The 21,955-nt window shown below is 64.9% G+C and carries 17 protein-coding genes; 6 read left to right on the top strand and 11 right to left on the bottom strand.

Going from position 1 to position 21,955, the window contains the following annotated elements:
• Positions 1 to 392: 392 nt before the first annotated feature.
• Positions 393 to 614 (bottom strand): hypothetical protein, encoded by a 222-nt coding sequence (locus VMS96_12915; GenBank protein ID HVP44328.1) that lies wholly within the window; start codon positions 612 to 614, stop codon positions 393 to 395.
• Between the two features lie 101 nt (positions 615 to 715).
• Between VMS96_12915 and uvrA the strand changes: the two genes are divergently transcribed.
• Both uvrA and yihA read left to right on the top strand, forming a co-directional pair.
• A complete protein-coding gene (gene uvrA / locus VMS96_12910) occupies positions 716 to 3,535 on the top strand; it encodes an excinuclease ABC subunit UvrA (protein ID HVP44327.1) in 2,820 nt (939 codons plus the stop codon).
• A gap of 99 nt (positions 3,536 to 3,634) precedes the next feature.
• Entirely contained in the window at positions 3,635 to 4,237 is a 603-nt protein-coding gene (yihA, locus tag VMS96_12905; GenBank protein HVP44326.1) for a ribosome biogenesis GTP-binding protein YihA/YsxC, read from the top strand.
• Positions 4,238 to 4,292: 55 nt separating this feature from the next.
• Here the strand turns inward: yihA and VMS96_12900 are convergent, their stop codons facing one another.
• The 8 genes from VMS96_12900 to VMS96_12865 all read right to left on the bottom strand — a co-directional run bounded on the left by VMS96_12900 (position 4,293) and on the right by VMS96_12865 (position 14,550).
• Positions 4,293 to 6,908: a M1 family metallopeptidase gene (locus VMS96_12900; GenBank protein ID HVP44325.1), complete on the bottom strand. Its 2,616-nt coding sequence runs from the start codon at positions 6,906 to 6,908 to the stop codon at positions 4,293 to 4,295.
• A 108-nt stretch (positions 6,909 to 7,016) separates the two neighbouring features.
• Positions 7,017 to 8,315 (bottom strand): imidazolonepropionase, encoded by a 1,299-nt coding sequence (gene hutI, locus VMS96_12895; protein HVP44324.1) that lies wholly within the window; start codon positions 8,313 to 8,315, stop codon positions 7,017 to 7,019.
• Positions 8,308 to 8,802, bottom strand: a complete 495-nt coding sequence (locus VMS96_12890; protein ID HVP44323.1) for a transposase — start codon at positions 8,800 to 8,802, stop codon at positions 8,308 to 8,310. Before VMS96_12890 ends, hutI begins: the two co-directional genes overlap by 8 nt.
• 108 nt (positions 8,803 to 8,910) lie before the next feature.
• A complete protein-coding gene (hutU, locus tag VMS96_12885; protein HVP44322.1) occupies positions 8,911 to 10,590 on the bottom strand; it encodes a urocanate hydratase in 1,680 nt (559 codons plus the stop codon).
• A 73-nt stretch (positions 10,591 to 10,663) separates the two neighbouring features.
• Positions 10,664 to 11,125: a hypothetical protein gene (locus tag VMS96_12880; GenBank protein ID HVP44321.1), complete on the bottom strand. Its 462-nt coding sequence runs from the start codon at positions 11,123 to 11,125 to the stop codon at positions 10,664 to 10,666.
• A gap of 105 nt (positions 11,126 to 11,230) precedes the next feature.
• Entirely contained in the window at positions 11,231 to 11,626 is a 396-nt protein-coding gene (locus tag VMS96_12875; protein ID HVP44320.1) for a prepilin-type N-terminal cleavage/methylation domain-containing protein, read from the bottom strand.
• Positions 11,627 to 11,642: 16 nt separating this feature from the next.
• On the bottom strand, positions 11,643 to 12,107 hold the full coding sequence (locus tag VMS96_12870) for a type II secretion system protein (GenBank protein ID HVP44319.1): 465 nt from the start codon (positions 12,105 to 12,107) through the stop codon (positions 11,643 to 11,645).
• Between the two features lie 28 nt (positions 12,108 to 12,135).
• Entirely contained in the window at positions 12,136 to 14,550 is a 2,415-nt protein-coding gene (locus VMS96_12865; GenBank protein HVP44318.1) for a cohesin domain-containing protein, read from the bottom strand.
• Between the two features lie 167 nt (positions 14,551 to 14,717).
• On the opposite strand from VMS96_12865, the gene smpB reads away from it, so the two are divergent.
• The 3 genes from smpB (at position 14,718) to VMS96_12850 (ending at position 17,344) form a co-directional block, all read left to right on the top strand.
• Positions 14,718 to 15,251: an SsrA-binding protein SmpB gene (gene smpB / locus VMS96_12860; GenBank protein ID HVP44317.1), complete on the top strand. Its 534-nt coding sequence runs from the start codon at positions 14,718 to 14,720 to the stop codon at positions 15,249 to 15,251.
• A gap of 14 nt (positions 15,252 to 15,265) precedes the next feature.
• The gene (locus VMS96_12855; GenBank protein ID HVP44316.1) at positions 15,266 to 16,771 is read left to right on the top strand and encodes a leucyl aminopeptidase; all 1,506 of its coding nucleotides are present in this window, start codon (positions 15,266 to 15,268) and stop codon (positions 16,769 to 16,771) included.
• A 201-nt stretch (positions 16,772 to 16,972) separates the two neighbouring features.
• Positions 16,973 to 17,344, top strand: a complete 372-nt coding sequence (locus VMS96_12850; protein ID HVP44315.1) for a PilZ domain-containing protein — start codon at positions 16,973 to 16,975, stop codon at positions 17,342 to 17,344.
• A 42-nt stretch (positions 17,345 to 17,386) separates the two neighbouring features.
• On the opposite strand, the gene VMS96_12845 is transcribed toward VMS96_12850, so the two are convergent.
• Positions 17,387 to 19,006: a SpoIIE family protein phosphatase gene (locus tag VMS96_12845; protein HVP44314.1), complete on the bottom strand. Its 1,620-nt coding sequence runs from the start codon at positions 19,004 to 19,006 to the stop codon at positions 17,387 to 17,389.
• Between the two features lie 86 nt (positions 19,007 to 19,092).
• Complete coding sequence (locus VMS96_12840) at positions 19,093 to 20,742, bottom strand: hypothetical protein (GenBank protein ID HVP44313.1); 1,650 nt, start codon at positions 20,740 to 20,742, stop codon at positions 19,093 to 19,095.
• A gap of 188 nt (positions 20,743 to 20,930) precedes the next feature.
• Here VMS96_12840 and VMS96_12835 point away from each other — a divergent pair.
• Positions 20,931 to 21,955: putative glycoside hydrolase (locus VMS96_12835; protein ID HVP44312.1), on the top strand; the 1,025-nt coding region annotated here is incomplete at its 3' end.

The following is a 21,955-nucleotide window of genomic DNA, read 5'->3' as shown; positions in this document are numbered from 1 at the left end:
GATGCCGACGGCTGAAACGCTGGTGAAGAAGATGGTGGTCGAGACCAGTAATGTGTGCACGTCGTCCGCCTTGTCTGATGCCTGGTGCCGGGCCCTGGATGCCAGCCGGCAACCCTAACAATCTTTCATTTCGCCCTTGTCGTAAACGTCACCGAAGGACGTGTACTGCGGTAGCTAGTAGCCGGTAGCTGGTAGTTTGGGGGCCGGCGGCGTTTCGCCTAGCTACTAACTACCAGCTACCAGCTACTTCTTCTTCTTCTCGGCGTTCCATATAGTTCGCGACACGGCGCGCCCGCAGAACGGGCAGAAGTTGAGGCGCTTAGCGGGCGTGAACGAGCGCACAGCGCGAGTGGGAGCCCGCTGCCGAAATCCTGAGCGAAGCGAAGGATCCCTCACTTCTTCTTCTCGGCGTTCCATATAGTTCGCGACACGGCGCGCCCGCAGAACGGGCAGAAGTTGATGCAATACAGGTTCGGCCGGTCCTCCGGCGAGCGAACCGCGTAATCGGAATCGATCTCGTTGAGGATGCGCCCGCGCATCTCCTGCTTGGGCTGGTTGAGGATGGCGTCGCCATCCACCGCATCCCGCAACATCTCGCAGCAATGCTCGATCATCGTGTGCGAATCTCGACTTTACCCGCGTTGACGGCTCCCGCTAGTGACCACTAAGATACGGAGTAAAGCTGTGTTCCTCCCTTGCGGAAGCTCTCAGGTGAGTGGGGCTCGCTTTTCAGTACATGGCCATTGACAAGATCACGGTCCGGGGCGCGCGCCAGCACAACCTCAAGAACATATCCGTCGAGATCCCGCGGAATACCCTGACGGTCATCACTGGGCTCTCGGGCTCGGGCAAGTCGTCGCTCGCCTTCGACACCATTTATGCCGAGGGCCAGCGGCGTTACGTGGAGACGCTCTCCGCTTACGCCCGCCAGTTCCTGGACCAGATGGAGCGGCCGGAGGTGGACTCGATCGACGGCCTCTCGCCCTCCATCTCCATCGAGCAGAAGACGACCTCGCGCTCGCCCCGTTCCACCGTGGGGACCATCACTGAGATCTACGACTACCTGCGGCTGCTCTACGCCAACGTGGGAGTGCCCCACTGCCCGCGCTGCGGACGGGAGATCACCCGCCAGTCGGCCGAACAGATCGTGCAGCGGGTAATGGAGCTGAAGGCCGAGGACCGGGTGATGATCCTGGCGCCCATCATCCGGGGCCGCAAGGGCGAGTTCACCAAGGAACTGGAGAAGCTGGCGCAGCACGGCTTCGTGCGCGCCCGCATCGACGGCGAACTGCGCAGCCTGGAAGAGGAGATCCGCCTCGACAAGCGCAAGAACCACACTATCGAGGTGGTGGTCGACCGCCTGCTGGTGAAGCCGGGGATCGAGAAACGCCTGGAGAATTCCGTGGCCATCGCCATGAAGCTGGCCGGCGGGCTGGTGCTGGTGGCGGTGGTGGATGGCGAGGAGCGCCTGTTCTCGTCGCGGCTGGCATGCCCGGATTGCGGCATCGACGTGCCCACGCTGGAGCCGCGCTCATTCTCCTTCAACAGCGTCTACGGCGCCTGCCCGGAGTGTCATGGCCTGGGCAGCAAGTACGATTTCGACCCGGCGAAGATCATCGTGGACTGGTCCAAGCCGTTGCTCGACGGAGGGCTGGGGCCGGGCTCCGGCTCCACCTACCTGCAACGCCTGCTGGCGCTGGCGGCCCAAGCTTACGGCTTCGATCTCAGCACCCCGTTCGAGAAGCTGCCGGAAGACGTGCAGACCCTGCTCCTCTACGGCCCGGAGAAGAACCAGGCGAGGAAGGTGGGCTTCCATGGCGTAGTCGCATTCCTCAAGCAGAACCTGGAAGAGGCGTCGTCGGAGAGCTACCGCGAGTGGCTGCTCAACTACATGTCGGCGACACAATGCCCGGCCTGTCAGGGTAAACGGCTGCGCCCGGAAAGCCTCGCGGTACGGGTGAAGCAGCTCTCCATCTCCGATTTCACGGCGCTGGCGGTGGAGAAGGCCATCAAGGCGGTGGCCAGCATCAAGCTCAGCGAGCGCGAGGAGCAGATCGCGGGCCGGGTGCTGCGCGAAATCGCCGAGCGGTTGCAGTTCCTGAACGCAGTGGGACTGGGCTACATCTCGCTCGACCGCTCCGCGGCCACGCTTTCCGGCGGCGAAGGACAGCGCATCCGGCTGGCCACGCAGATCGGATCGCGCCTGCGCGGGGTGCTGTACGTGCTCGACGAGCCGTCGATCGGACTGCACCACCGTGACAACGGCCGGCTGCTCACCGCGCTGGAAGAACTGCGTGACTTGGGCAATACGGTGCTGGTGGTCGAGCACGACGAAGAGACCATCCGCCGCGCCGATTACGTGATCGACCTCGGCCCCGGGGCCGGCCGGCATGGGGGCGCGGTGGTCGCTTGCGGCAAGCCGTCGGAGATCGTCAAGGCGCCGGAGTCGCTCACCGGGAAGTACATCTCCGGTGAGCTCTCGATCGAGTTAAGGCCGGAGCGGCGCAAGACCAACGGGCACGCCATCGGCGTGCTGGGGGCGCGCGAGAACAACCTGAAGAATCTCGATGTCACTTTCCCGCTGGGCGTCATGACCGTGGTCACCGGAGTCTCGGGCAGCGGGAAATCCACTCTGGTGAACGACATCCTGTACCGCGCGCTGGCCAAGCAGCTCTATCGCTCGCGCGAGGAGCCGGGCACGCACAAGGGGATCTCCGGGGCGGAGAATGTCGACAAGGTCATCCGCATCGACCAGTCGCCGATCGGAAGGACGCCACGCTCGAATCCGGCGACCTACACCGGCGTCTTCACTCAGATCCGCGACCTGTTCGCCATGCTGCCGGAATCGCGCGAGCGCGGCTACAAGGCGGGGCGGTTCTCGTTCAACGTCCCCGGCGGTCGCTGCGAAGCCTGCCAGGGCGAGGGGCAGAAGCGCATCGAGATGAACTTCCTGCCCGACGTCTACGTGCAGTGTGACATCTGCGGCGGCAAGCGCTACAACCACGAGACCCTGGCGGTGAAGTTCAAGGAATTCTCCATCGCCGACCTGCTGGAGACCTCGGTGGCCGACGCCCTGCCTGCGCTGGAGAACATCCCGCAGGTGCGGCAGAAGCTGCAGACGCTGGTGGACGTGGGGCTGGGGTATATCCACCTGGGGCAATCGGCGGTCACGCTCTCCGGGGGCGAGGCGCAACGCATCAAGCTGGCGCGCGAGCTCTCGAAGCGGCAGACCGGGCGCACCCTCTACCTGCTCGATGAGCCGACCACCGGCCTGCACTTCGACGACGTCAAGAAGCTGCTCGACGTGCTGCACCGGCTCACCGACCTGGGCAACACCATCGTCATCATCGAGCACAACATGGACGTCATCCGCAGCGCCGACTGGATCATCGACCTGGGCCCGGAAGGCGGCGACGAAGGGGGCCGCGTGGTGGCGCAGGGCACTCCCGAGCAGATCGCGCGTTGCAAGAAGTCCTACACCGGACAGGCACTGGCCGCGGCGCTCAACCACGCGCGCACGGCTGCGCGACTGTAGCTGCGCCAGTCGGGCGCGACTTGGTTGCTTGCTGGCTCATCGGCTAAACAGCGCGCTTCCCCTGCGGGCATATAGCGAGCGGCTAGAATCTTGGTGGACATGAAGGTACTCACCCGCTTCCTGCTCTCCGCGACCTCGGCGGAACAGTTTCCCGCGCCGGGACCGCCGGAGATTGCCTTCCTGGGCCGCTCCAACGTGGGCAAGTCCAGTGTGATCAATTCCCTGCTCGGGAGCAGGGTGGCGCGCACCAGCTCCACACCCGGACGCACGCGCACCATCAATTTCTACGAGATCCGCCACCCCGGCAACCCGCGGCCGTGGTTCGTCTTTGCCGACCTGCCGGGATACGGATATGCCAAGGTGCCGCGCGAGCTCTCGGCCGAATGGCCCCAATTCATCGAGCCTTACCTGCTCGACCGGGCGCCGCTGTCCTTGTGTCTGGCGCTGGTAGACCTGAACGTGCCCCCTCAAGCCAGCGATCTGCAATTGATGGAATGGCTGCAGGCGAAGCAGCGTCCTTTCGTGGTGGTGGCCACCAAGGCGGACAAGCTTTCGGGGAACCAGCGCGCGAATTCGAGGCGTGCCCTGGAAAAGGCATTCCAGACCGACGCCATCCTCCCTTACTCCGCCCGCACCGGCGACGGGCGCCAGGAGCTGTGGCAGCGCATCCGGGAATCGGCCAAGCTGCGAGAGGCGGGTTAGGACAGAAGAAAGCGGCCGTCCGCATGTGCCGACGGCCGCGGATCAGGACTTCAAGCTACTGCGCGCCGGCGGAGTGCGTCCCCTTCCGGTTCTTCAGGAAGGCCGAGAGGCGTGGCTCCTGCTGCTGCCGGAGGCGGATGCAGTTGTCGATGCGCTCCAGGGCGCGATCGAGGCTGCGCTTGCCCTGGGGCGCCTCGCGCGAGAAGAACTGCTGCACTTCGTCCCGCAGGCCCGCCTCGCAGAAACTGCCCGTCCCCGCCGCCATCTGGCCGTAGCTGTAGGTGGCCATCTTGGTCTTCAGTTCCGGCCAATTGGCCTTGAAGAACTCCCAGCCCAGGCGCACGCCCGCCGGATTGTCCCAGACCTCTCCGATCACCTGGGGGGCATCCTGATTGCGGACCGCCGGGGTCTTCACCATCTCCAGGGTGCGCTTCAGGAGCGCGGGATCACTGAACGCGCCCAGGGCGAACTGCCACGTGTAGAACTCCTGGGGCGGCAACTTCGGGTCCTTGAGCCTGGCGAGGACCTTGTCGTAGAGGGCCGCGTCCCCGTGCTTGGCAGCGATGTGGACCATGCCGCCGAACAACGACGGATCGCTCTCGTCTCCCGCCAGCGCCTGGGAGGTCATCTCCTGCGCCACCTTGACGACCGTGGCGTCATTGCCAGCGTAGCCAAGAGCATGAAGCACGGAAGCTCGAAGCTGTTTGGTGTTGTCATCATCGTTCGGCGCAGTGTGGTAGCCCACCCCCTCGGCGATCGGATGCAGCAGGCTGCGCACCCACGCTTCGTATTGCGGGCGGTCCGCCGCGGTCACCAGGTAGTCGGAGATGAACTCTAGGTCGCGATCCAGCAGCTGCAGGACGCCGAACTCGCGTTCGCCCTGCATGCCGTCGGCCATCGCCAGGAAGTCATCCACGTTGCTGTTGCCGGACCGCACCAGGGCCCAGGCGTCGTTGACCAGCTGCGCGCGCTCGGTCGGTTTCAGGTCCTTCAGCGCGGTTTCCGCGATGCGCCGCAGGGTCGCGCTGTCGTATCCGGAGCGGTAATAGCCTTGCCCATCGGCGTTGCCGTACACGTAGGGCGCGCAGCCTTTCAGAGTGCGGGTCTGTTGCTTCTGGCTCATGACCTCGCAGACGGGTGCGCCACCCGGCGCCCGCAGACACACGGGGATCTGCCACAAGGCATCCTTCGACGCCTGGGTAACCGCCGGGTCGTAGGCAAACCGCTCTTGTGTCAAGGTGACCTTCGTATTGCCGGCCTCGCACTTCGTCGCCACTTTCACCACCGGCACGCCGGGCTGGGTGACAAAGCTGTGCATGATCTTGTCCACCGGCTTCTTGGAGACACGCGTCTGCGCGTTCCAGAAGTCCTCCGACGTGGCGTTGCCGTAGGCGTGCTCTTTCAGGTATTCGTTCACGCCGTCACGGAATGCCTGCTCGCCCACGTAGGACTCGATCATGCGCAGCACGGCGGCGCCCTTCTGGTAGGCGATGGAGTCGAACTGCTGCGTGATCTCGGCGGTGTTGTTCGCGGGATGGCGGATGGCGCGGGTGTAGCGCAGCGAGTCGGTGGACATGGCCTGGGCGTTGTCGGCCACCTCGTCCATCTCCATGTGCCATTGCGGGCTCCAACTCTGCAGCGGCTTGGGGCTCATCCAGCTGGCAAAGCCTTCATTCAGCCAGATGTCGTCCCACCATTGCGCGGTCACCAGGTCGCCGAACCACTGGTGCGCCATCTCGTGAGAAAGCACGTCGGCCACGACTTTATGGGTGCGGACCGAGGAGCGTTCCGGGTCGATGGCCAGCAGCACCTCGCGGTAGGTGATGGCCGCCGTGTTCTCCATCGCGCCCGCTGAGAAATCGGGGAAAGCGATGATGTCCAGCTTCCCGTAGGGATACTTGATCGCGTAATAGCGGTTGAAGTACTTCAGGTTCTCCTCGGCCGCCTTCAAGGCATAGGTCAGGAGCTTCTCGCGGCCGGGGATGTCGCATACGCGGATGGGGATGTCGTCGGCCTTGCCCTCGATGCAGGTGAAATCGCCCACCGCCATGGCCACCAGGTAGGTGGACATCTTCGGGGTGGTGGAGAACGTCAGGGTGTGCTTGCCGTCCCCGGGACCGGGCTCGTCCTTGATGATCTTGCCATTGGAGATAGCTGTGTCATCTTTGTCGATGATGAGCCGGATGTCGAAGCTGGCCTTCATCGCGGGCTCGTCGAATGAGGGGAACGCCCGCCGCGCATCCGTGGGCTCCATCTGGGTGACCGCGTAATTCCGCTTCTCCGACTTGCTCAGGTAAAAACCGCGCAGCTGATCGTTCAGCGTGCCCTGGAACTTGATGTCGATGCGCGCGGGGCCGGCCGGGACCTCGTCAGCGAGAGTGAGTGTCGCCATCTCCTTCTCGGGTTGCAGCGACACGGCCGCATCCTGGCTCTTGCCACCGCTGGTCACCACGGCCATGTCGAAGGTGATGTCCACGGCGTTCAGCACGATGGTCTTGGTCGGCTTCAGGACCTGGATGTCGATCCGCCCCGCGCCCGCGAACTTCGCCTTCACCAAGTCCGGCTCGAAGGTCAGGTTGTAGTGGGTGGGAACGACATGGTCGGGCAGACGCTGGGCGACCGCACTGACCGCAGCAACGATCAGCAGGCCCCAGATCGCGATTCGCTTCATATCAGGGTTCTCCCTCACAAGGATGGCAATCAGTACGAGGCACAGGCGCGGAAAGTTCCACCCGGCGCACCCGTGCTTAGGCTCTTAGACTTACCCCACTGCCATTGGTTAGCGGCACAGGACGCCGTTCATGACCGTCCCCACACAGCGGTTGGCCGCGACCCAATATGGGATTTCGCGGTAGTCCCCCACATCGAAGATCGCCAGATCCGCATCCTTCCCTGGCTCCAGGGAGCCCTTCCGGTCCCCCCGGCGCAGCGCATGCGCTCCATTGATTGTAGCGGCTGCGATGGCTTCTGCGGGGGTCATTCGCATCTGGGTGCAGGCCAGGGACATGACGAAGGGCATGCTGGTGGTCGGCGAGGTCCCGGGGTTGTAGTCGGTGGCCAGGGCCACCGGCACCCCCGCGTCGATCAGGCGGCGTGCGTCCGGGTACTGTCCCAGGCCAAGGAAGTGATTCGCGCCCGGCAGGAGGGTAACCAGGGTCTCACGCTTGGCCAATTGCGGGATGTCTTCGTCACCGACGCAATCCATGTGGTCGAGCGACGCGAGCTTGAAGCGCAGCAGCGGCCAGACCTCCGACTGGGTGAGTTGGCACATGTGCGCCCGTACGCCCAGCCCATGCTTCCGGGCCGCCTCGAAGATGCGCTCCGAATCTTCGACTGAGAAAGCGCCACGGTCGCAGAAGACGTCAACAAACTCCGCCAGCTTCCTCTTCGCCACTAGCGGGATCATCTTCTCGGCGACTTCACGCACGTATTTGTCGGGCTTGGCTTTGAATTCTTGAGGAACAACGTGCGCGCCCAGCAGCGTCGGCACCAGAGTCCCCGGCCACTGCAGTGCCGCCTCGCGGACAGCTTCCAAGGTCTTGATCTCGGCGTCGGCGCTCAGGCCATAACCGGACTTGGCTTCGACCGTGGTCGTACCCTGCGCCGACATCTCGTTCAGCGCCGCTAAGGCCCTCGCCGCCAGCTCTCTTGCCGACGCCTTGCGCACCCCGGCCACGCTGGAGCGGATGCCGCCGCCGGCCTCGGCAATCTCCTCGTAGGTCGCTCCGGCGATGCGTTTCTCGAAGTCCACCAGCCGCGGCCCGGCGAAGACCAGGTGAGTGTGCGAATCCACGAACCCCGGCACGACGACCTTGCCCGAGCAGTCGATCTCCGCGATCTTCTTCCTGTTCTTCCTGACCCAGGGATCGCGCAGCGCGTCTCTGGTCGTACCCGCCGACACGACCTTGCCCCCGGCGCACAGCAGCGCTCCGTCGCCGACCACGCCGACGTCGTTCAACTCATGGCCCCGCCGCGGACCGTTTGGGCCGCGAAGCGTTAGCAACTGGACGATGTTGACCAGCAGGATAGGCTTGCTGGAATGTATAGACTTCTTTCGGAGGGGTATGGCTTTAGCCATGCCGTTCCCCCACAAAACTTTCGGTTGGCTTTAGCCGCTGAGGGACGTCATCCAATGTCCAAGTTCCGCTGGCCGAACTCCATCGGTATTCCGTTCTGTTGGTGCACAGGCCTGCCTGGACTGGATTGTCGTGAATGTACCCGCGATGGCGTTCATAATCTTCGGCGTCGCGAATGCGGTGGTCAGCGAATCCCTTTTGCCATACCTCCAGGCTCTTCCGCCCTGTCTCCGTAACAACGTGTGAGTATCCACCCTTGATGAATTGCATCGCACGTTCGAGAGTAATGCCGGATGGGGTGATCAGGAGATGCAGATGGTTGGGCATGATGACAAACTCGTGCAGAAGGAATCTGCCTCGATCGCGATAGCCCACGACAGTATCGATCAGAAGCTGCGCCAATTCATCGGTCCTGAACAGATTCCGCCGCTGCCACGTTTGCGTGCTGACAAAGTAAGTACCGAAGTTGTGTACTCGCTGCGGAATCATCGAGGTGCCTCAACGGCTGAAGCCGGTCGGTTTCGAATGCTCTGATTGGCACGCCTGAAGGCGTGCCCCTCCGAAAACTGTTTTGCCGAAAGCCTACGAAAGAGACCTCTACTTCTTCATTGGGATCTTGATTCCGGTTTTCTCCGCGAACTCCGCCGCCTCCCGGTAGCCGGCGTCCACGTGGCGGGCCACGCCGATGCCGGGATCGTTGGTCAGCACCCGCTCGATGCGCCTGGCCATGGCGTCGGTGCCGTCGGCGACGGTCACCTGCCCGGCGTGCTGCGAGTAGCCGATGCCCACGCCGCCGCCATTGTGGATCGAGACCCACGACGCCCCGCTGGCGGTGTTCAGCAGCGCATTCAGCAACGGCCAATCGGCGACCGCGTCGGAGCCGTCCTTCATGCCTTCGGTCTCGCGGAACGGTGAAGCGACGCTGCCGCAGTCCAGGTGGTCGCGTCCGATCACGATGGGCGCCTTGATCTTCCCTTTCTTCACCAGGTCGTTGATGGCCAGGCCGAACTCAGCCCGCTCACCGTAGCCCAGCCAGCAGATGCGCGCCGGCAACCCCTGGAACTTGATCCGCTTCCGCGCCAGGTCGATCCAGCGCGACAGGATGCGGTTCTTCGGGAACATGCTCAGCACCAGGTCGTCGGTCACCGCGATGTCCGACGGTTCGCCCGACAGCGCCACCCAGCGGAACGGGCCGCGACCTTCGCAGAAAAGCGGGCGGATGTAGGCCGGGACGAATCCGGGGAAGTCGTAGGCGTTCCTCACCCCGCGCTGATAGGCGAAGGTGCGAATGTTGTTCCCGTAATCGAAGGTGACCGCGCCCATCTTCTGCAGGGCCAGCATGCCCTCGACGTGGCGGGCGATGGCGTCCAGCGACCGCTCCTCGTAGGTTCTCGGATCGCGCTGGCGCAGCTCCAGCGCCTGCTCCAGCGACATCCCGTTGGGCACATAGCCGTTCAACGGGTCGTGCGCCGAGGTCTGGTCGGTCAGGATATCTGGCACCACGCCGCGGGCCGCCAGCTCCGGCACCACGTCGGCGCAGTTCCCCACCAACCCGACGGAGACGTTTTCCTTCTTCCGCACGGCGTTCTTGAGGATGCGCAGCGCCTCGTCCAGGCTGTTGACCATGAAGTCGCAGTAGCCGGTCTTCAGCCGCTTCTTGATCCGCTCCGGATCGACCTCGACGCCCAGGAAGCAGGCCCCGGTCATGGTAGCCGCCAGCGGCTGGGCGCCGCCCATGCCGCCCATCCCGCCGGAGACGATCAGCTTCCCCGCCAGGTCGCCGGCGAAGGCCTTCTCGCCCGCCGCCGCGAAGGTCTCGAACGTTCCCTGGATGATCCCCTGCGAGCCGATGTAGATCCATGAGCCCGCGGTCATCTGGCCGTACATCATCAGGCCGGCGCGCTCCAGCTCGTTGAACTTCTGCCAGTTCGACCAATGGCCCACCAGGTTGGAATTGGCGATCAACACCCGAGGCGCGTAGTCGTGGGTCTTGAAGATGCCCACGGGCTTTCCGGACTGCACCAGCAGGGTCTCGTCGTCGGCCAGCGACCTCAGCGAGACCACGATGGCGTGGAAGCACTCCCAATCGCGAGCCGCCTTGCCGGTCCCGCCATAGACCACCAGGTCGCGCGGACGCTCGCCGACCTCCTCGTCGAGGTTGTTCATGAGCATGCGCATGGCGGCTTCCTGCTGCCAGCCTTGGCAGGAGATGCGGGTGCCGCGCGGCGCCTTTACTGGGGTGTAGGAAGCAGCAGGAATGTCCGTTTCGACCGGCATAACAGGAGAATGGTAGTTGCTCGCAGGATGCGAAGCAAACCAGCCGGACTCATCCGGTCACAGATGGAGAGCGCTACCACTGGCAGTAGGCCGATCCGTCCCGGCCCCTCTCCGTGGAGCGGCTGTGCACGTCCACGATGCCGAAGTGCTCGCGGTCGATGGATTCGGGGACCTGGGCGAAGTCGGGGTCCCAGTCGGCCTTCTTGGTGAAGGGGTCCATCGGCATTTCGATCATGTAGCCCTGCTCGACCAGGTCCATCAGGCGGTGGGGAGCATGATGCTCGATCGCGGTGTATTCGCGGATGGTGGCCCGCAGCAGCCCCAGGTCCTGGCGCAGCACCGACTCGCGATGGCGGCGTAGCAGGTACGCCGATGCGCTCACTACGCTCACCCAGACCACGATCGTGAACGCGACCGTGACTGCCAGCTTCCGGAGCACCTGACGGTCGCGCAGCTTGTGCCCGATCGCCGACAACCGCGACGGCACGTGCTCCAGAGGCCACGCCCCCGACGGGATCTCCGCCTGTATCTGCATGGGGGGATTCTTCTATGGCTGGCCGGGAGCTTCCAGATAACGGGAGAGCGATTACCCCCTCAACTAGGACAATGTCCGGGGGTCACATGGAGGAAGGGGTGGTTGTCACCATTCGCTGTAGGCCCGGCCGTCGCTGCCGGTGCCGCTGGCGCCGCTGTGCACGTCGGTGATCCCCGGCTGGGTCTGGTCGATGCTCTGCATCACGTCTTCCTGTACCACGACCCAGGTATCGCGGGATTGGGTGAAGGGGTCCACCGGGATGTCTCTCAGGTAGCCGGCCTCGACGATATCCTGCAGCGACTGCGGGGCGCGCTGCTTGTCGAGCGTGAACTGGTCGATGACCGAGCGCAGGGTAAATAGGTCGTCGCGGAGCACCGCCTCCCGCGCCTGCACGATGGATCGCGAGTAAATGGGGACGGCGATCGACACCAGGATGAGGATGATCGAGATCACGATCATCAGCTCGATCAGGGTGAAGCCGTGTTGGCGGTGTCTGGTCATCTTGTTGAGCACGCAATCACCAGTCCGAATACTTGGTGCCGTCCAGAGCCGTCCCTTCGGACTTGGAATGGACATCGAAGACGTTCTGTCCTCCGGACGACTGGGACTTGGGATCGTCCTGCATCGCGCGTGTTGCCCACTCCGCCCTGCCCGTCATCGGGTCCACCGGGATGGCGCGCAGGAAACGCACCTTCTTGCCGGCGACATCCACCCCGTTCACCAGCGTGTCCAGGTCCGGGGGGTAGCCCTCGGTACCGATCTTGACCTGGAAGGCGTTGCGGTCAGCGGCGTCCTTGTAGCGGTCGATGGCGTCCCGGATCTGCCACAACTCGTAGCGCAGCTGGCGTTCCTTCTCGCGCTTGATGCGCACCCGCGCCAGGGGAATGGCCATGCCGGTCAGGATGAGCAGGATGGTGATGGCCACAATCAGCTCGAGCAGGGTCAAGCCCCGCTGCCGGCACCATGAGCCACCGCTTCGCATCGCTCCTATCTTATCGCGCTTGCGCGCCTCACTTCACCGTCACCATCGCCGTTGCCGGTGTGACCGGGATGGATTGCGAGGTGCTGCTGCGTAACGCCGGCCGATTGATGGTCATGGTGCTGAGACCCGGCGCCTTGGCCAGGAAGGTCAGGGTGAACACCGCTCCGCTGCCGCTCACGCCAGCGGTGCCGGGCGGACGCGTCGCCGAGACCTGGATGGTGCCGCTGGCCGGATCGTCCCGATGCACCAGGGCCACCGCCTGTCCATCCTGCGACAGGAACCCGCCGTTGGAGATATTCACCAACTCCATGACCTTGGGGTTGTAGACGATCTGCATCGGGACCATGGAGATGTCCTGGCCGCCGCTTAGGGTCACGTTCACCGCAAAGGTCGACCCCTTGGCGGGAGTGATGATCGCCGGATCGAAACCGAGAATGACCGGGGACGGCGGGCCCGAGGGCGCTTGCGCAGCCATGCCCGGCGGGCTCTGCGGCGGCGCCCCGCTGGGAGCCGGCTGGGAACTCGCCGGCGCCGGTTGCGACGTCGCTTGCGGCGTGGTTGGCGGCGCAGGCTGCGGCGGCGCGCCGGAAGGAACCTGGGCGCCACCATTCACAGGCACGACCCCGGCTGGGCGCGAGGTGCGCCGGAGGTCGATCGCGGTCCCGGTGCCCACGTCGATGGCGCGGGCATTCAGGTCAGTGAGTTCCTGCGAGCGCACGATGTGCGGGATCAGGACGAAGACGATCTCGTTCTCATGCTTCTCCGTGTGCTCGGACGCGAATAGGTACCGGAAGAATGGGATCTGCCCCAATCCTGGGATGCCCGCCCAGCCCTTGACCGTCTGGTCTTCCAGGATGCCGCCCAGCATGTTGATCTCGCCTTCTTTCAGGCGGATCTCGTGCTCGATCTTGCGTTGCCCGATGACCGGCTGGTCGATGCCACCGATGCTCACGTGCGAGGTCACCGAGGAGACGTCGATCATGAGCTTGAGCGTCACCTCGCGGCCCTGGTGCACGCGCGGCGTGATGTCGATGTTCACGCCTACATCGATGTATTGGAACTGGGTGTTGACCAGCGGGTTGATGCCCACGCCGCCGATGCCCGGCTGGAACGATCCCGTGGCCACCGGCACCCGGTCGCCGATCTTCAGCGAGGCCTTCTGACCGTCGGAGGCGCGGATCTGCGGGTTCTGCAGGATCTTGGTGGTGGTGTCGTTGAACAGGAAATTGGCGGTGGCCGGAGGGATCGTGACCACGAAGTTGGTGGCGTTCAGGTTGGCTAGGGTGTTCAGGTTGATCTGATTGGTGGAGCCGCTGGTCGTCGTCACCGAGCCGGTCCCGGAGCCTACGCCACTGCCGCTGGTGGTGCTGGTGGGGCTGGAGACCAGGTTGGGCGCTAGGCCGATGCTGGTGCTGCCAGGCGGCGAGATGCCCAGGTCGCGCAGCTTGTCGCGCCGCACCTGCATGATGGCCACTTCCACGATGACTTCCGGCTTCGCCTTGTCGATGTCCCCGATCAGCTTCTCCGCCAGGGCCACCTGGTCGGGCGTGCCCCGCACCACGATGGCGCCCTGCGAAGGCAGCTGCTGGATGCGGCTCACTTCCAGGATGGTGCGCAGGGCGTTGACGATGTCCTGCAGCTCAGTCGGCTGCGACAGGTTCGAGAGATAGAAGGTCTTGATGACGCTCTGCTCGAGCTCCTTGCGCTTGGCGGGGGTGTCGGAGGCGACGAAGATCGTGTTGCTCGTGACCGGGCGCCAGAAGGTCTTCGATTCCAGCGCCAGGATATCGAGCGCCTCGTTCAGGGTCACGCCGTTGAGCTCGATCTTCACTCGGCGCGAGGTGTAATCGGGATCGAACAGCACGTTGATCCCGGCCAGCTTGCCGATGGTCTCGTAGATGACCTTGGTGTCTTCGCTGAGTTTGAGGGTGATGGGCGTCTCGGCGATGGGAGCCAGGTCCACCGGGCCGCCGGCCTCATCGATGCGCTTGGCCAGCCCCGAGCCGGCCGGCGGGGCCCCGCCGCCGCCTTGCCGCTTCTCGATGAGCGCCTTGGTGCGCTTGATCTCCTGCTGGGCGATGAAGCTGGCGGGGTCGAGGACGGTCGCCTTCTCGAACAGCAGCAGCGCCTCATCCAGCTTGCCTTGGTCCTTCAGCGCCTGCCCGCGATGCACAAGGGAGGCCGACGCCAGGAAGCGAGTGCGTTGCGCCGCCACCCGGTACTTGAGCTCGTTGGGCTTGTCTTTCCACGCCTGGCTGTAGAAGTCGTAGGCAGCCTCGTAGTCCTGGCGCGCCTCGGCGTCCCGGCCCTTGTTGTAGAGGGACTTGGCAGACTCGGCGAGGGCGGACGACAGCGCCAGCACCAACAACAGGATCACGGAGATGGAACCGCGGACAATACGCGCCCTGGCTATGGGCGCTTGGGGCCGGACCGGCCGGGTCATCGAGCTCCTTGGGACCTTGCGAGATTCATTTGCCAACAGCAGTACCCCTGGGGGCCGGTCGGCGGACCGGCTGGCTTCGGCCAGGCTTCGAGAGAACGCGCGATTATAGCATCGGGCGGCAGCCCGGCAGCCTTGGCGAAGCGCGTGTTAGCATTCCGTTTTGCATCATGGCGCGCCACTCCCATCCGGTCACTCCCAGTAAGCCCAAGAACCCGCGCCGGGACCCGGTCGCTTCGGGAGAACGCGATGCCACCCAGAATCGCGCCGCCGCCCACAATTACTTCCTGCTGGAAAGATTCGAGACCGGCATCGTGCTGACCGGCTCGGAGGTGAAGTCCATCCGCGCCGGACGGGCCAATCTGAAGGACGCCTACGGCATCATCAAGGACGGCGAGTTGTGGCTGCTGAACGCCCACATCGGGGCCTACGAGAACGCCGGGTACGCCGGGCACGCGCCGGAGCGTACGCGCAAGCTTCTGGTCCATCGCGAGGAGTTGCGGAAACTCTTCGGCAAGACCCAGCAAAAGGGCCTGACTCTGGTCCCCACCCGCATGTATTTCAAGAATGGAAAGATCAAGGTGGAGCTGGCGCTGGCCAAGGGCAAGCAGCTCTGGGACAAGCGCGAGACCGAGCGCCGGCGCACCGCTGACCGCGAGGCCCGCGACGCCATCCTGCGCTCGCGCAAAGCCGGGAACCTGTGAATCGAGGAACGACCATGAACCTTTCGCTCTCTTATACGGATACCCCCCAACTAGAAACCGAGTGCCTCGTCGCCGTGGTCGTGGACAACGGCGAGAAGGACAAGAATGTACCCGCGCTTCTGCCGGCGGACACCGCGGTGCAAGCCGCGGCCGCCGAACTGCTCGCCTCCGGGGAACTCACCGGCAAGGCCTTCGAGACGTCGTGGCTCTATCGCCCGCAGGGACTCAAGGCAAAACGCCTGCTGCTGCTCGGCGGGGGCAAGAGCAAGGGTTTCACTGTCCAGGAACTGCGCAAGCTGGCCGGAGCGGCGGTCCGGTTCCTGAAGCAGAAGAACATCCGCAGCTTCGCCCTGCTGCTGCCCGAGGGCTCGCCCGGCGCCGTCCGCGCCGCCGTGGAAGGGGCGCTGGTCGGCAATTTCGATCCTGACGTTTACAAGAGCGACCGCAAGGACCAGCGGATCGAAGCGCTCACCCTAGCCGCTCCCGCCGCTGCCAGGTCGGCCGGGCTCGAGAGCGCGCTGGAAGTCGGCCGCGTCCTGGGAGAATCGCAGAACTTCACCCGCGACCTGGTGAACGAGCCGGGGAACCGCATGACCCCGACCGTCCTCGCGGAGCGCGCCCGGCAGATGGCTGCGGAGACCGGCTTGCAGTGCGAGATCTATGGCGCGGAGAAGATCAAGGAACTGAAGATGGGCGCGTTCTGGTCGGTGGCCCAGGGCTCCGACGAGCCGCCGGCGCTGATCGTGCTCCGCCATGAACCCGAAGGCGCACCCGCCGGCCCGGTCCTCGGACTGGTGGGCAAAGGGATCACCTTCGATTCCGGAGGCATCTCCATCAAGCCCTCCGACGGCATGGAGAAGATGAAGTACGACATGGGCGGGGGCGCAGCCATGATCGGCGCCATGCGCGCCATCGCGCTGCTCAAGCCCAAAGTCCGGGTCCTCTGCATCGTGACGGCGACGGAGAACATGCCCAGCGGCAAGGCGCAGAAGCCCGGGGACGTGCAGATCGCCATGTCGGGCAAGTCCATCGAGATCATCAACACCGACGCCGAGGGGCGCCTGGTGCTGGCCGACGGCCTGCACTACGCACGCCAGCTGGGCGCCACCCACCTGATCGATGCCGCCACCCTCACCGGCGCAGTCGTGGTGGCGCTGGGTTATGTGAATGTCGGCGTCTTCACCAACGACGACGCCCAGTGGTCGCGCTTCCAGCAAGTCCTGCAGCGCTCCGGGGAGAAGATGTGGCGGATGCCGGTGGACGACGAGTACAAGGAGCTGATCCGTTCCGGCATCGCCGACATCAAGAACACCGGGGGACGATGGGGAGGCGCCATCAGCGCCGCCATGTTCCTCAAGGAGTTCGTGGACGACACCCCGTGGATCCACCTCGACATCGCCGGTACCGCCTGGATGGAAGAGAACAAGCCGTGGATCGCCCAGGGTCCCACCGGCATCGCGGTGCGCTCCATCGTGGAGTGGGTGCGTGACTTCGAGCGGGACAGCGGCGGTGCCGCCTAGGACGCGCCGACTCCGGCGGCGGACTCTGGGATCAGATTGGGTAATTGAGAAATCGGGTCATTGCGTAATTGAAGACCGTTTGCTCAACATCACTCAATTCCCCAATTACCCGATTACCCGATTACTCAATCTCTCGATTTCCGTACGCCCCCTTCCGTAACCTTCCCTCCGGCGAGCGCGCGTCCTAAGATTCGCCCATCCATGGCTACCGAGGTCATCCCGCACGAGAGCATGTACGAAGCGCTCCGCCGCTGGCCGCGTTACAAGCTGGAAGTGCCGCTGCGTATCGTGGCGCATAAAGGCGGCAAGACGGCGATCGTGCAAGGGCGCGGCAACGAGCTGAATGAGGGCGGCATGGCGATCTTCGCCGGCATCGAGTTGGCGCTGACAGAGGAAATCGCGGTCGAATTCACGCCGCCGTATTCCGGCGACCCCATCCGGGTCCGTGCCATCGTGCGCAACCGCAAGGGCTACAGCTACGGCGTGGAATTCCTTACCCGCACCATCGACGACCATCAGAACGTCGACCAGATCCGCACCGTCCTGCGCGGGCTGGGATCTCCCATCCGCTAATTCCGATTCATCTAAACGTTGCGGGGTGCCCGTCCCGGCAGCTCAGCCGCGAAAGGTAAGTTCGAAGACGGTGCAGTCGTCGTTGAGGGGGACGCCGGCGCAGAAGTTCCGCACCTCGGAAAGGATGGCGTCGAAGGGATCGGGCTGGGCCGCCGCTGCTTCCAGGCGTTCGTCACCGAAGAACTCTCCCTGGCCGTTCTCGGCTTCGGTGACGCCGTCGGTGAATAGCACCAACCGGTCGCCCGGAGCAAGCTTCCGTTTGCCGCTCTCGTAGCTCATGCCCGGCAGCAGGCCGAGGGGAACGTTCGACTCCTTGATCCGCTCCACCTTCCCTCCCGCCACCAGCACCGGCTGCACGTGCCCGCAGTTGACGAACTCCAACTCGCCCTGGCGCGACAGGTGAGCGATGAAGACAGTCGCATATTTTTCGCCCAGCGATTTCTGCATCAGGAACTCGTTGGTAGTGCTGGCCAGGCGTTGCAGCGGCACCGACGCGGTCAGGTTGGTGTAGATCATCCCCTGCAAGATCGAAGCCAGAAGCGCCGCCGAAACCCCCTTGCCGCAAACATCAGTCACGACCACGGCCACGCCGCTCTCGGTCACCACCACGTCGTAGAAGTCGCCTCCGATGTCCTTGCAGGCCACGTTCTTGGCCTGGATCTGGGCGAACGGGAGTTCGGGGATGGTCACCGCCATGAGCCGCTGCTGGATGGAGGCGGCGATGGTGAGCTCCTGCTGATAGCGGCGTGACGCCTCTTCCGCCTGCACCAGGCGCGCGTTCTCCACGAGCGAGGCTGCTTCGGTCGCGATCGCGTTCAGAATGTCCTTGCTGACCGTGGACAGGTCGCGCGAGGCGTAACGGCTGTCCATGTAAAGGACGCCGGTGACCGCTGCCTCGCCGGGCGCTTTGGCACTCCCCGCCTTGCCCTGCACCGCCAGCTTGCGGAATGGGATGCAGATCACGGTACGCAGGTCGTAGGCGATCACACTCTTGCGCGTGGCGATGTCCGCCGTCTTAGTGGTATCGGTCACATGGTAGGCGGAAGCCGAGGTGGCGGCCTCCTCGATGATGGAGCGCGACACCGTGCTGTCGTCCACCAGCGGCTCGCCCTTGCTGTTGCGGCCGGCCGCCAGGGCCAGCTTGCCGTCGTCTTCGCGCAGGAAGACGTAGCCGCGTTCGGCGCCGGTGAGGCGCAGCGTCGCCTCGATCAGCGTCAGCAGAATCTCCTCCAGGACGCCGGTGGTGTTGAGCTTGCGTGCGGCGTCCAGGAAGAGCGTGAGCTTCTCCAGGTCCGAGGTAGCCGTCCCCGAAGGCACGGAGATGCCGGAAATCTGGCTCAGGAACTCGCGCGCCGTGCTGGTGGTGGCTGTGGTCGGTGCGAACACCAGGTAGGGGCCGCCCCGGGCTCCGAACTCCACCCGGTCGTTGGGCTCCAGTTTCTGCCGCTCCACCTTGGCCCCGTTCACGTACGTCCCGTGGCGGCTACCGACATCCACCAGGACGAACTCGTCGCCCTGGATCTGGATCTCCGCGTGGTCGCGCGAGATGCGCGGGTCGGCGATCACCAGGTCCTTGTCGGTCTTGCGGCCGATGGTGAAGGGAGAGCGTTCCAGCTTGAGGTTGCGCTGCTCTCCCCCCTGCACGAAGACGATGTCGGGCATGGGTTTGGGCGTCGCAGCTGTGGCGCCTAGAGCCATATGGGGGCCAGAAAATCAGACACAGGGTAGCACTATTCCGCAGCGAACCGCTACCGCCCGCTGCCCGGAAAGGGCTGGTCGTGGGAAGCACCTCGGGCCAAGAGTCTGTGTTGCAGAAACGCTAGCAGGAGCCAGAGCACGACGGCTGTGATCGAGATCGCTCCCCCAAGCGTCCGGTCCGCAGTGCGTGTGAACCGCACCTCCACCCGCGAAGTCCCCGGCGGCACTTCGATGGCCATCTCTTTCGTGTTGGGCCGCGCCTGCGCGCTCGCCGGCTGGCCGTTGACCGACACCTTCCACGCCGGGTAAGTCATCAGGCGCAGCACGACCGTCACCGGCTGCTCGCTGCGCACGGTGAAGGCTTTGCGCTCGCTGCGCCAGCGCTCCACATGGACCTGTGCCTGAGGGGCCACGTTTCCCACGGGCAGGACTGTGATTCTGGCTGCCCGCGCGTCGAGGTCGTAGTGGTCGGAGCCGCGCACGCCGTACTCGTCGGTTCCGAAGTAGCCTTTTCCTTGCACCAGGATCGCTTGGTACAGGTCATGCACGCCGTCGGAGTCCCACCACGCGTGGTGCCCCAGCCGGACGGCACAGCCCGCCAGCACCAACGCGCAGCCGATCCACACCAGGGCGGGCCTGCTCCTCGCCGCCACGGCCGCGATCAGCAACGGCAGGACGATGTTGAGCGCCAGCAGCCACCGCCACGGAAACTGCACGAAATGCAGCTCGGGGAGAAAACGCCATGCGAGCGCGGAAACCCGCAGCATGAGTACTGCGGAGGCGCCCAACAGCGCCACCAGGGGCCACCAGGCGTCGCGGCGCTCGCGCAAGCGGCGTGCCGGGATCAGCATTAGTGCGGTGACCAGCATCTCGCTGACCGCGATGATGGACGCGCGAAAGTTGAACCAGGTGTGCTCCGGATCGTTGGTCCGGGTGAACAGGAAGTTGTCGCTTGGACGCAGTCCTGAGGCGAGCACCTCGCCAATGTTCACCCAGGTCTGCTCATAGGCCGCGGGCAGGATGTAGAAGGCGGCGAGAGCGAATCCCAGCGCCATGGCGCCGCCGCCCAGCAGCAACCCGCGCCAGGAGCGTCGCTCGACCGCGGTCACCGCCAGCAACAGCGCCACCGAGTACGTGACCACCACTGCCGCCGGGGCGTTCATGAGCCAGGTCGCTCCGAAGAGCCCAGCCAGCCACCAGGCAGCGCCCGCCTCGCCCTTTCCTGTGCGCAACGTGTACAGCACGACCAGGGGAAAGATCGCGCTGGCCAGGAGCTCGGCAAAGTCACTCCGCCAGTACACGTGCAACTGGTGATAGGGGTTCACTGCGTAGATCAGCGCCGCCAGCATGGCCGCTTTCTCCGGCAGCCACTCGCGGGCCAGGCGGAACATGCAGGCACCGCCCGACACCATGCAGATCCAATAGAACGCCCCTGGCACCGCCGGCCACGGAAGCAGCAATGACAGCGCCGCTCCCAGCAGCCATGACGCCGGCGGATAGAAGATGAAGCGAGGCTCGCCGTATCCCCAGTTCGCCAATTCCGCCCAGCGGGGATACAGCACCCGCTGGTGCCATTGGTGGACCACATCCATCCAGGAGGCGAGGTGGAACTCGAAGTCATGCCCGGAGGCATTCCCGAAGAGCACGAAGGGGACGAGCAGCGCGGTCGCCGCCGCCGCCACCAGCAGCAGCGCCACCATCGTCGGCTTCTGTGATCCGAACACTGGCCGTCAGGATACCGAAACCCGGCCGCAGAGGTTGCTCGAATCACCGGCGGAGAAGCGCCCTTGGCGCGTCTTCGTGGTCACGGTCAGCGTCTAAGGTAACCACCAGAGTGTCTGTGGCCCGTGCTAGCATCGCTGCAAGTTCCAGGCCGGCAGCGCGACTCATGCTCCAGCACCCCGTTTCTCGGCACTTCGCGGCGCTTCTCGCGCTCTTCCTTGTCGCCTGCGCCCTGTTGCGCTCGGGAAAACCGCTTTCCTCCCTCGACCGGCGTGCGACCGGTGCGGAACCCGCCGTCGTTGCCCAGCCGTTCTCCACGCTCATCCCGGAGGCTGCGTCGGCGCCGCCGGCCGCGCCACCTGCCCCGCCCAGGGCGAGACCGGCGGCCCCTGCCGAGACGCGGGACGAGGCCTTGCTTCCCGACCAACATCGCCTGAAGCGCGGCGAGAGTCTGACCTCGGTGGCGCGGGCGTGGATCTCCCGCACCTCCTACATGACGGTGCCGGAGCTGGAAGCGGCCCTCCGCGAGGCCAACGGACTGAAGGATTCCTCGCCCCGGCCGGGCGACTTGCTGACCATTCCCGGATTCGAAGGGGCCCCCGTCGTCGACAAGCCGGTCGCGCGGCCGCGTGATTTCGAGGTGCGCGCCATCTATTTGACCGGAGTCATGGCCGGTAGCGACAACGGCATCCGCCTCATCCGCCGCTGGCGCCAGGCCGGCGGCAACGCCATCGTCTTCGACATCAAGGACAGCGACGGGACAGTGAATGTTCCTTTCCAGCATGAGCTGGTGGGAAACCGCCACGTCGCCATCCGCAACCTGCCCAAGTTCATCCGCTTCCTGCACCAGAACAGCTTGCACGCCATCGCGCGCATCGCGCTGTTCCGCGACGAAAACATCGCGCAGCGGCATCCTGAGCTGGCGGTCCGCTCGCGCCGCACCGGCGAGCCGTGGCGGGAGAACGGGAAGCTGGTGTGGGCCGATCCCTCCCATCCCGAAGTCCAGGACTACGACCTCGCGCTGGCCAAGTACGTGGCCTCGTCGGGGGCGGATGAGATTCAATTCGACTACGTGCGCTTCCCCGCCGAGGGCGACCAGAAGGATGCGCAGTTCGCCTTCGAGAAGTCGCACCCTGGCTGGAAGCGCTCTGACGTGATCACCGACTTCCTGGCACGCGCCTACAAGGCGCT

The sequence above is a fragment of the Terriglobales bacterium genome (assembly GCA_035543055.1).
Classification (GTDB): domain Bacteria; phylum Acidobacteriota; class Terriglobia; order Terriglobales; family Acidobacteriaceae; genus JAIQFD01.
This window is presented reverse-complemented; position numbering and strand designations above follow the sequence as displayed.

Coding starts and splice junctions, on each gene's coding strand:
- VMS96_12915 (HVP44328.1), bottom strand. CDS start 614: ATGATCGAGCATTGCTGCGAGATGTTGCGGGATGCGGTGGATGGCGAC.
- yihA (HVP44326.1), top strand. CDS start 3,635: ATGAAGGTACTCACCCGCTTCCTGCTCTCCGCGACCTCGGCGGAACAG.
- VMS96_12900 (HVP44325.1), bottom strand. CDS start 6,908: ATGAAGCGAATCGCGATCTGGGGCCTGCTGATCGTTGCTGCGGTCAGT.
- hutI (HVP44324.1), bottom strand. CDS start 8,315: ATGGCTAAAGCCATACCCCTCCGAAAGAAGTCTATACATTCCAGCAAG.
- VMS96_12890 (HVP44323.1), bottom strand. CDS start 8,802: ATGATTCCGCAGCGAGTACACAACTTCGGTACTTACTTTGTCAGCACG.
- hutU (HVP44322.1), bottom strand. CDS start 10,590: ATGCCGGTCGAAACGGACATTCCTGCTGCTTCCTACACCCCAGTAAAG.
- VMS96_12880 (HVP44321.1), bottom strand. CDS start 11,125: ATGCAGATACAGGCGGAGATCCCGTCGGGGGCGTGGCCTCTGGAGCAC.
- VMS96_12875 (HVP44320.1), bottom strand. CDS start 11,626: ATGACCAGACACCGCCAACACGGCTTCACCCTGATCGAGCTGATGATC.
- VMS96_12870 (HVP44319.1), bottom strand. CDS start 12,107: ATGCGAAGCGGTGGCTCATGGTGCCGGCAGCGGGGCTTGACCCTGCTC.
- VMS96_12865 (HVP44318.1), bottom strand. CDS start 14,550: ATGACCCGGCCGGTCCGGCCCCAAGCGCCCATAGCCAGGGCGCGTATT.
- smpB (HVP44317.1), top strand. CDS start 14,718: ATGGCGCGCCACTCCCATCCGGTCACTCCCAGTAAGCCCAAGAACCCG.
- VMS96_12855 (HVP44316.1), top strand. CDS start 15,266: ATGAACCTTTCGCTCTCTTATACGGATACCCCCCAACTAGAAACCGAG.
- VMS96_12850 (HVP44315.1), top strand. CDS start 16,973: ATGGCTACCGAGGTCATCCCGCACGAGAGCATGTACGAAGCGCTCCGC.
- VMS96_12845 (HVP44314.1), bottom strand. CDS start 19,006: ATGCCCGACATCGTCTTCGTGCAGGGGGGAGAGCAGCGCAACCTCAAG.
- VMS96_12840 (HVP44313.1), bottom strand. CDS start 20,742: ATGGTGGCGCTGCTGCTGGTGGCGGCGGCGGCGACCGCGCTGCTCGTC.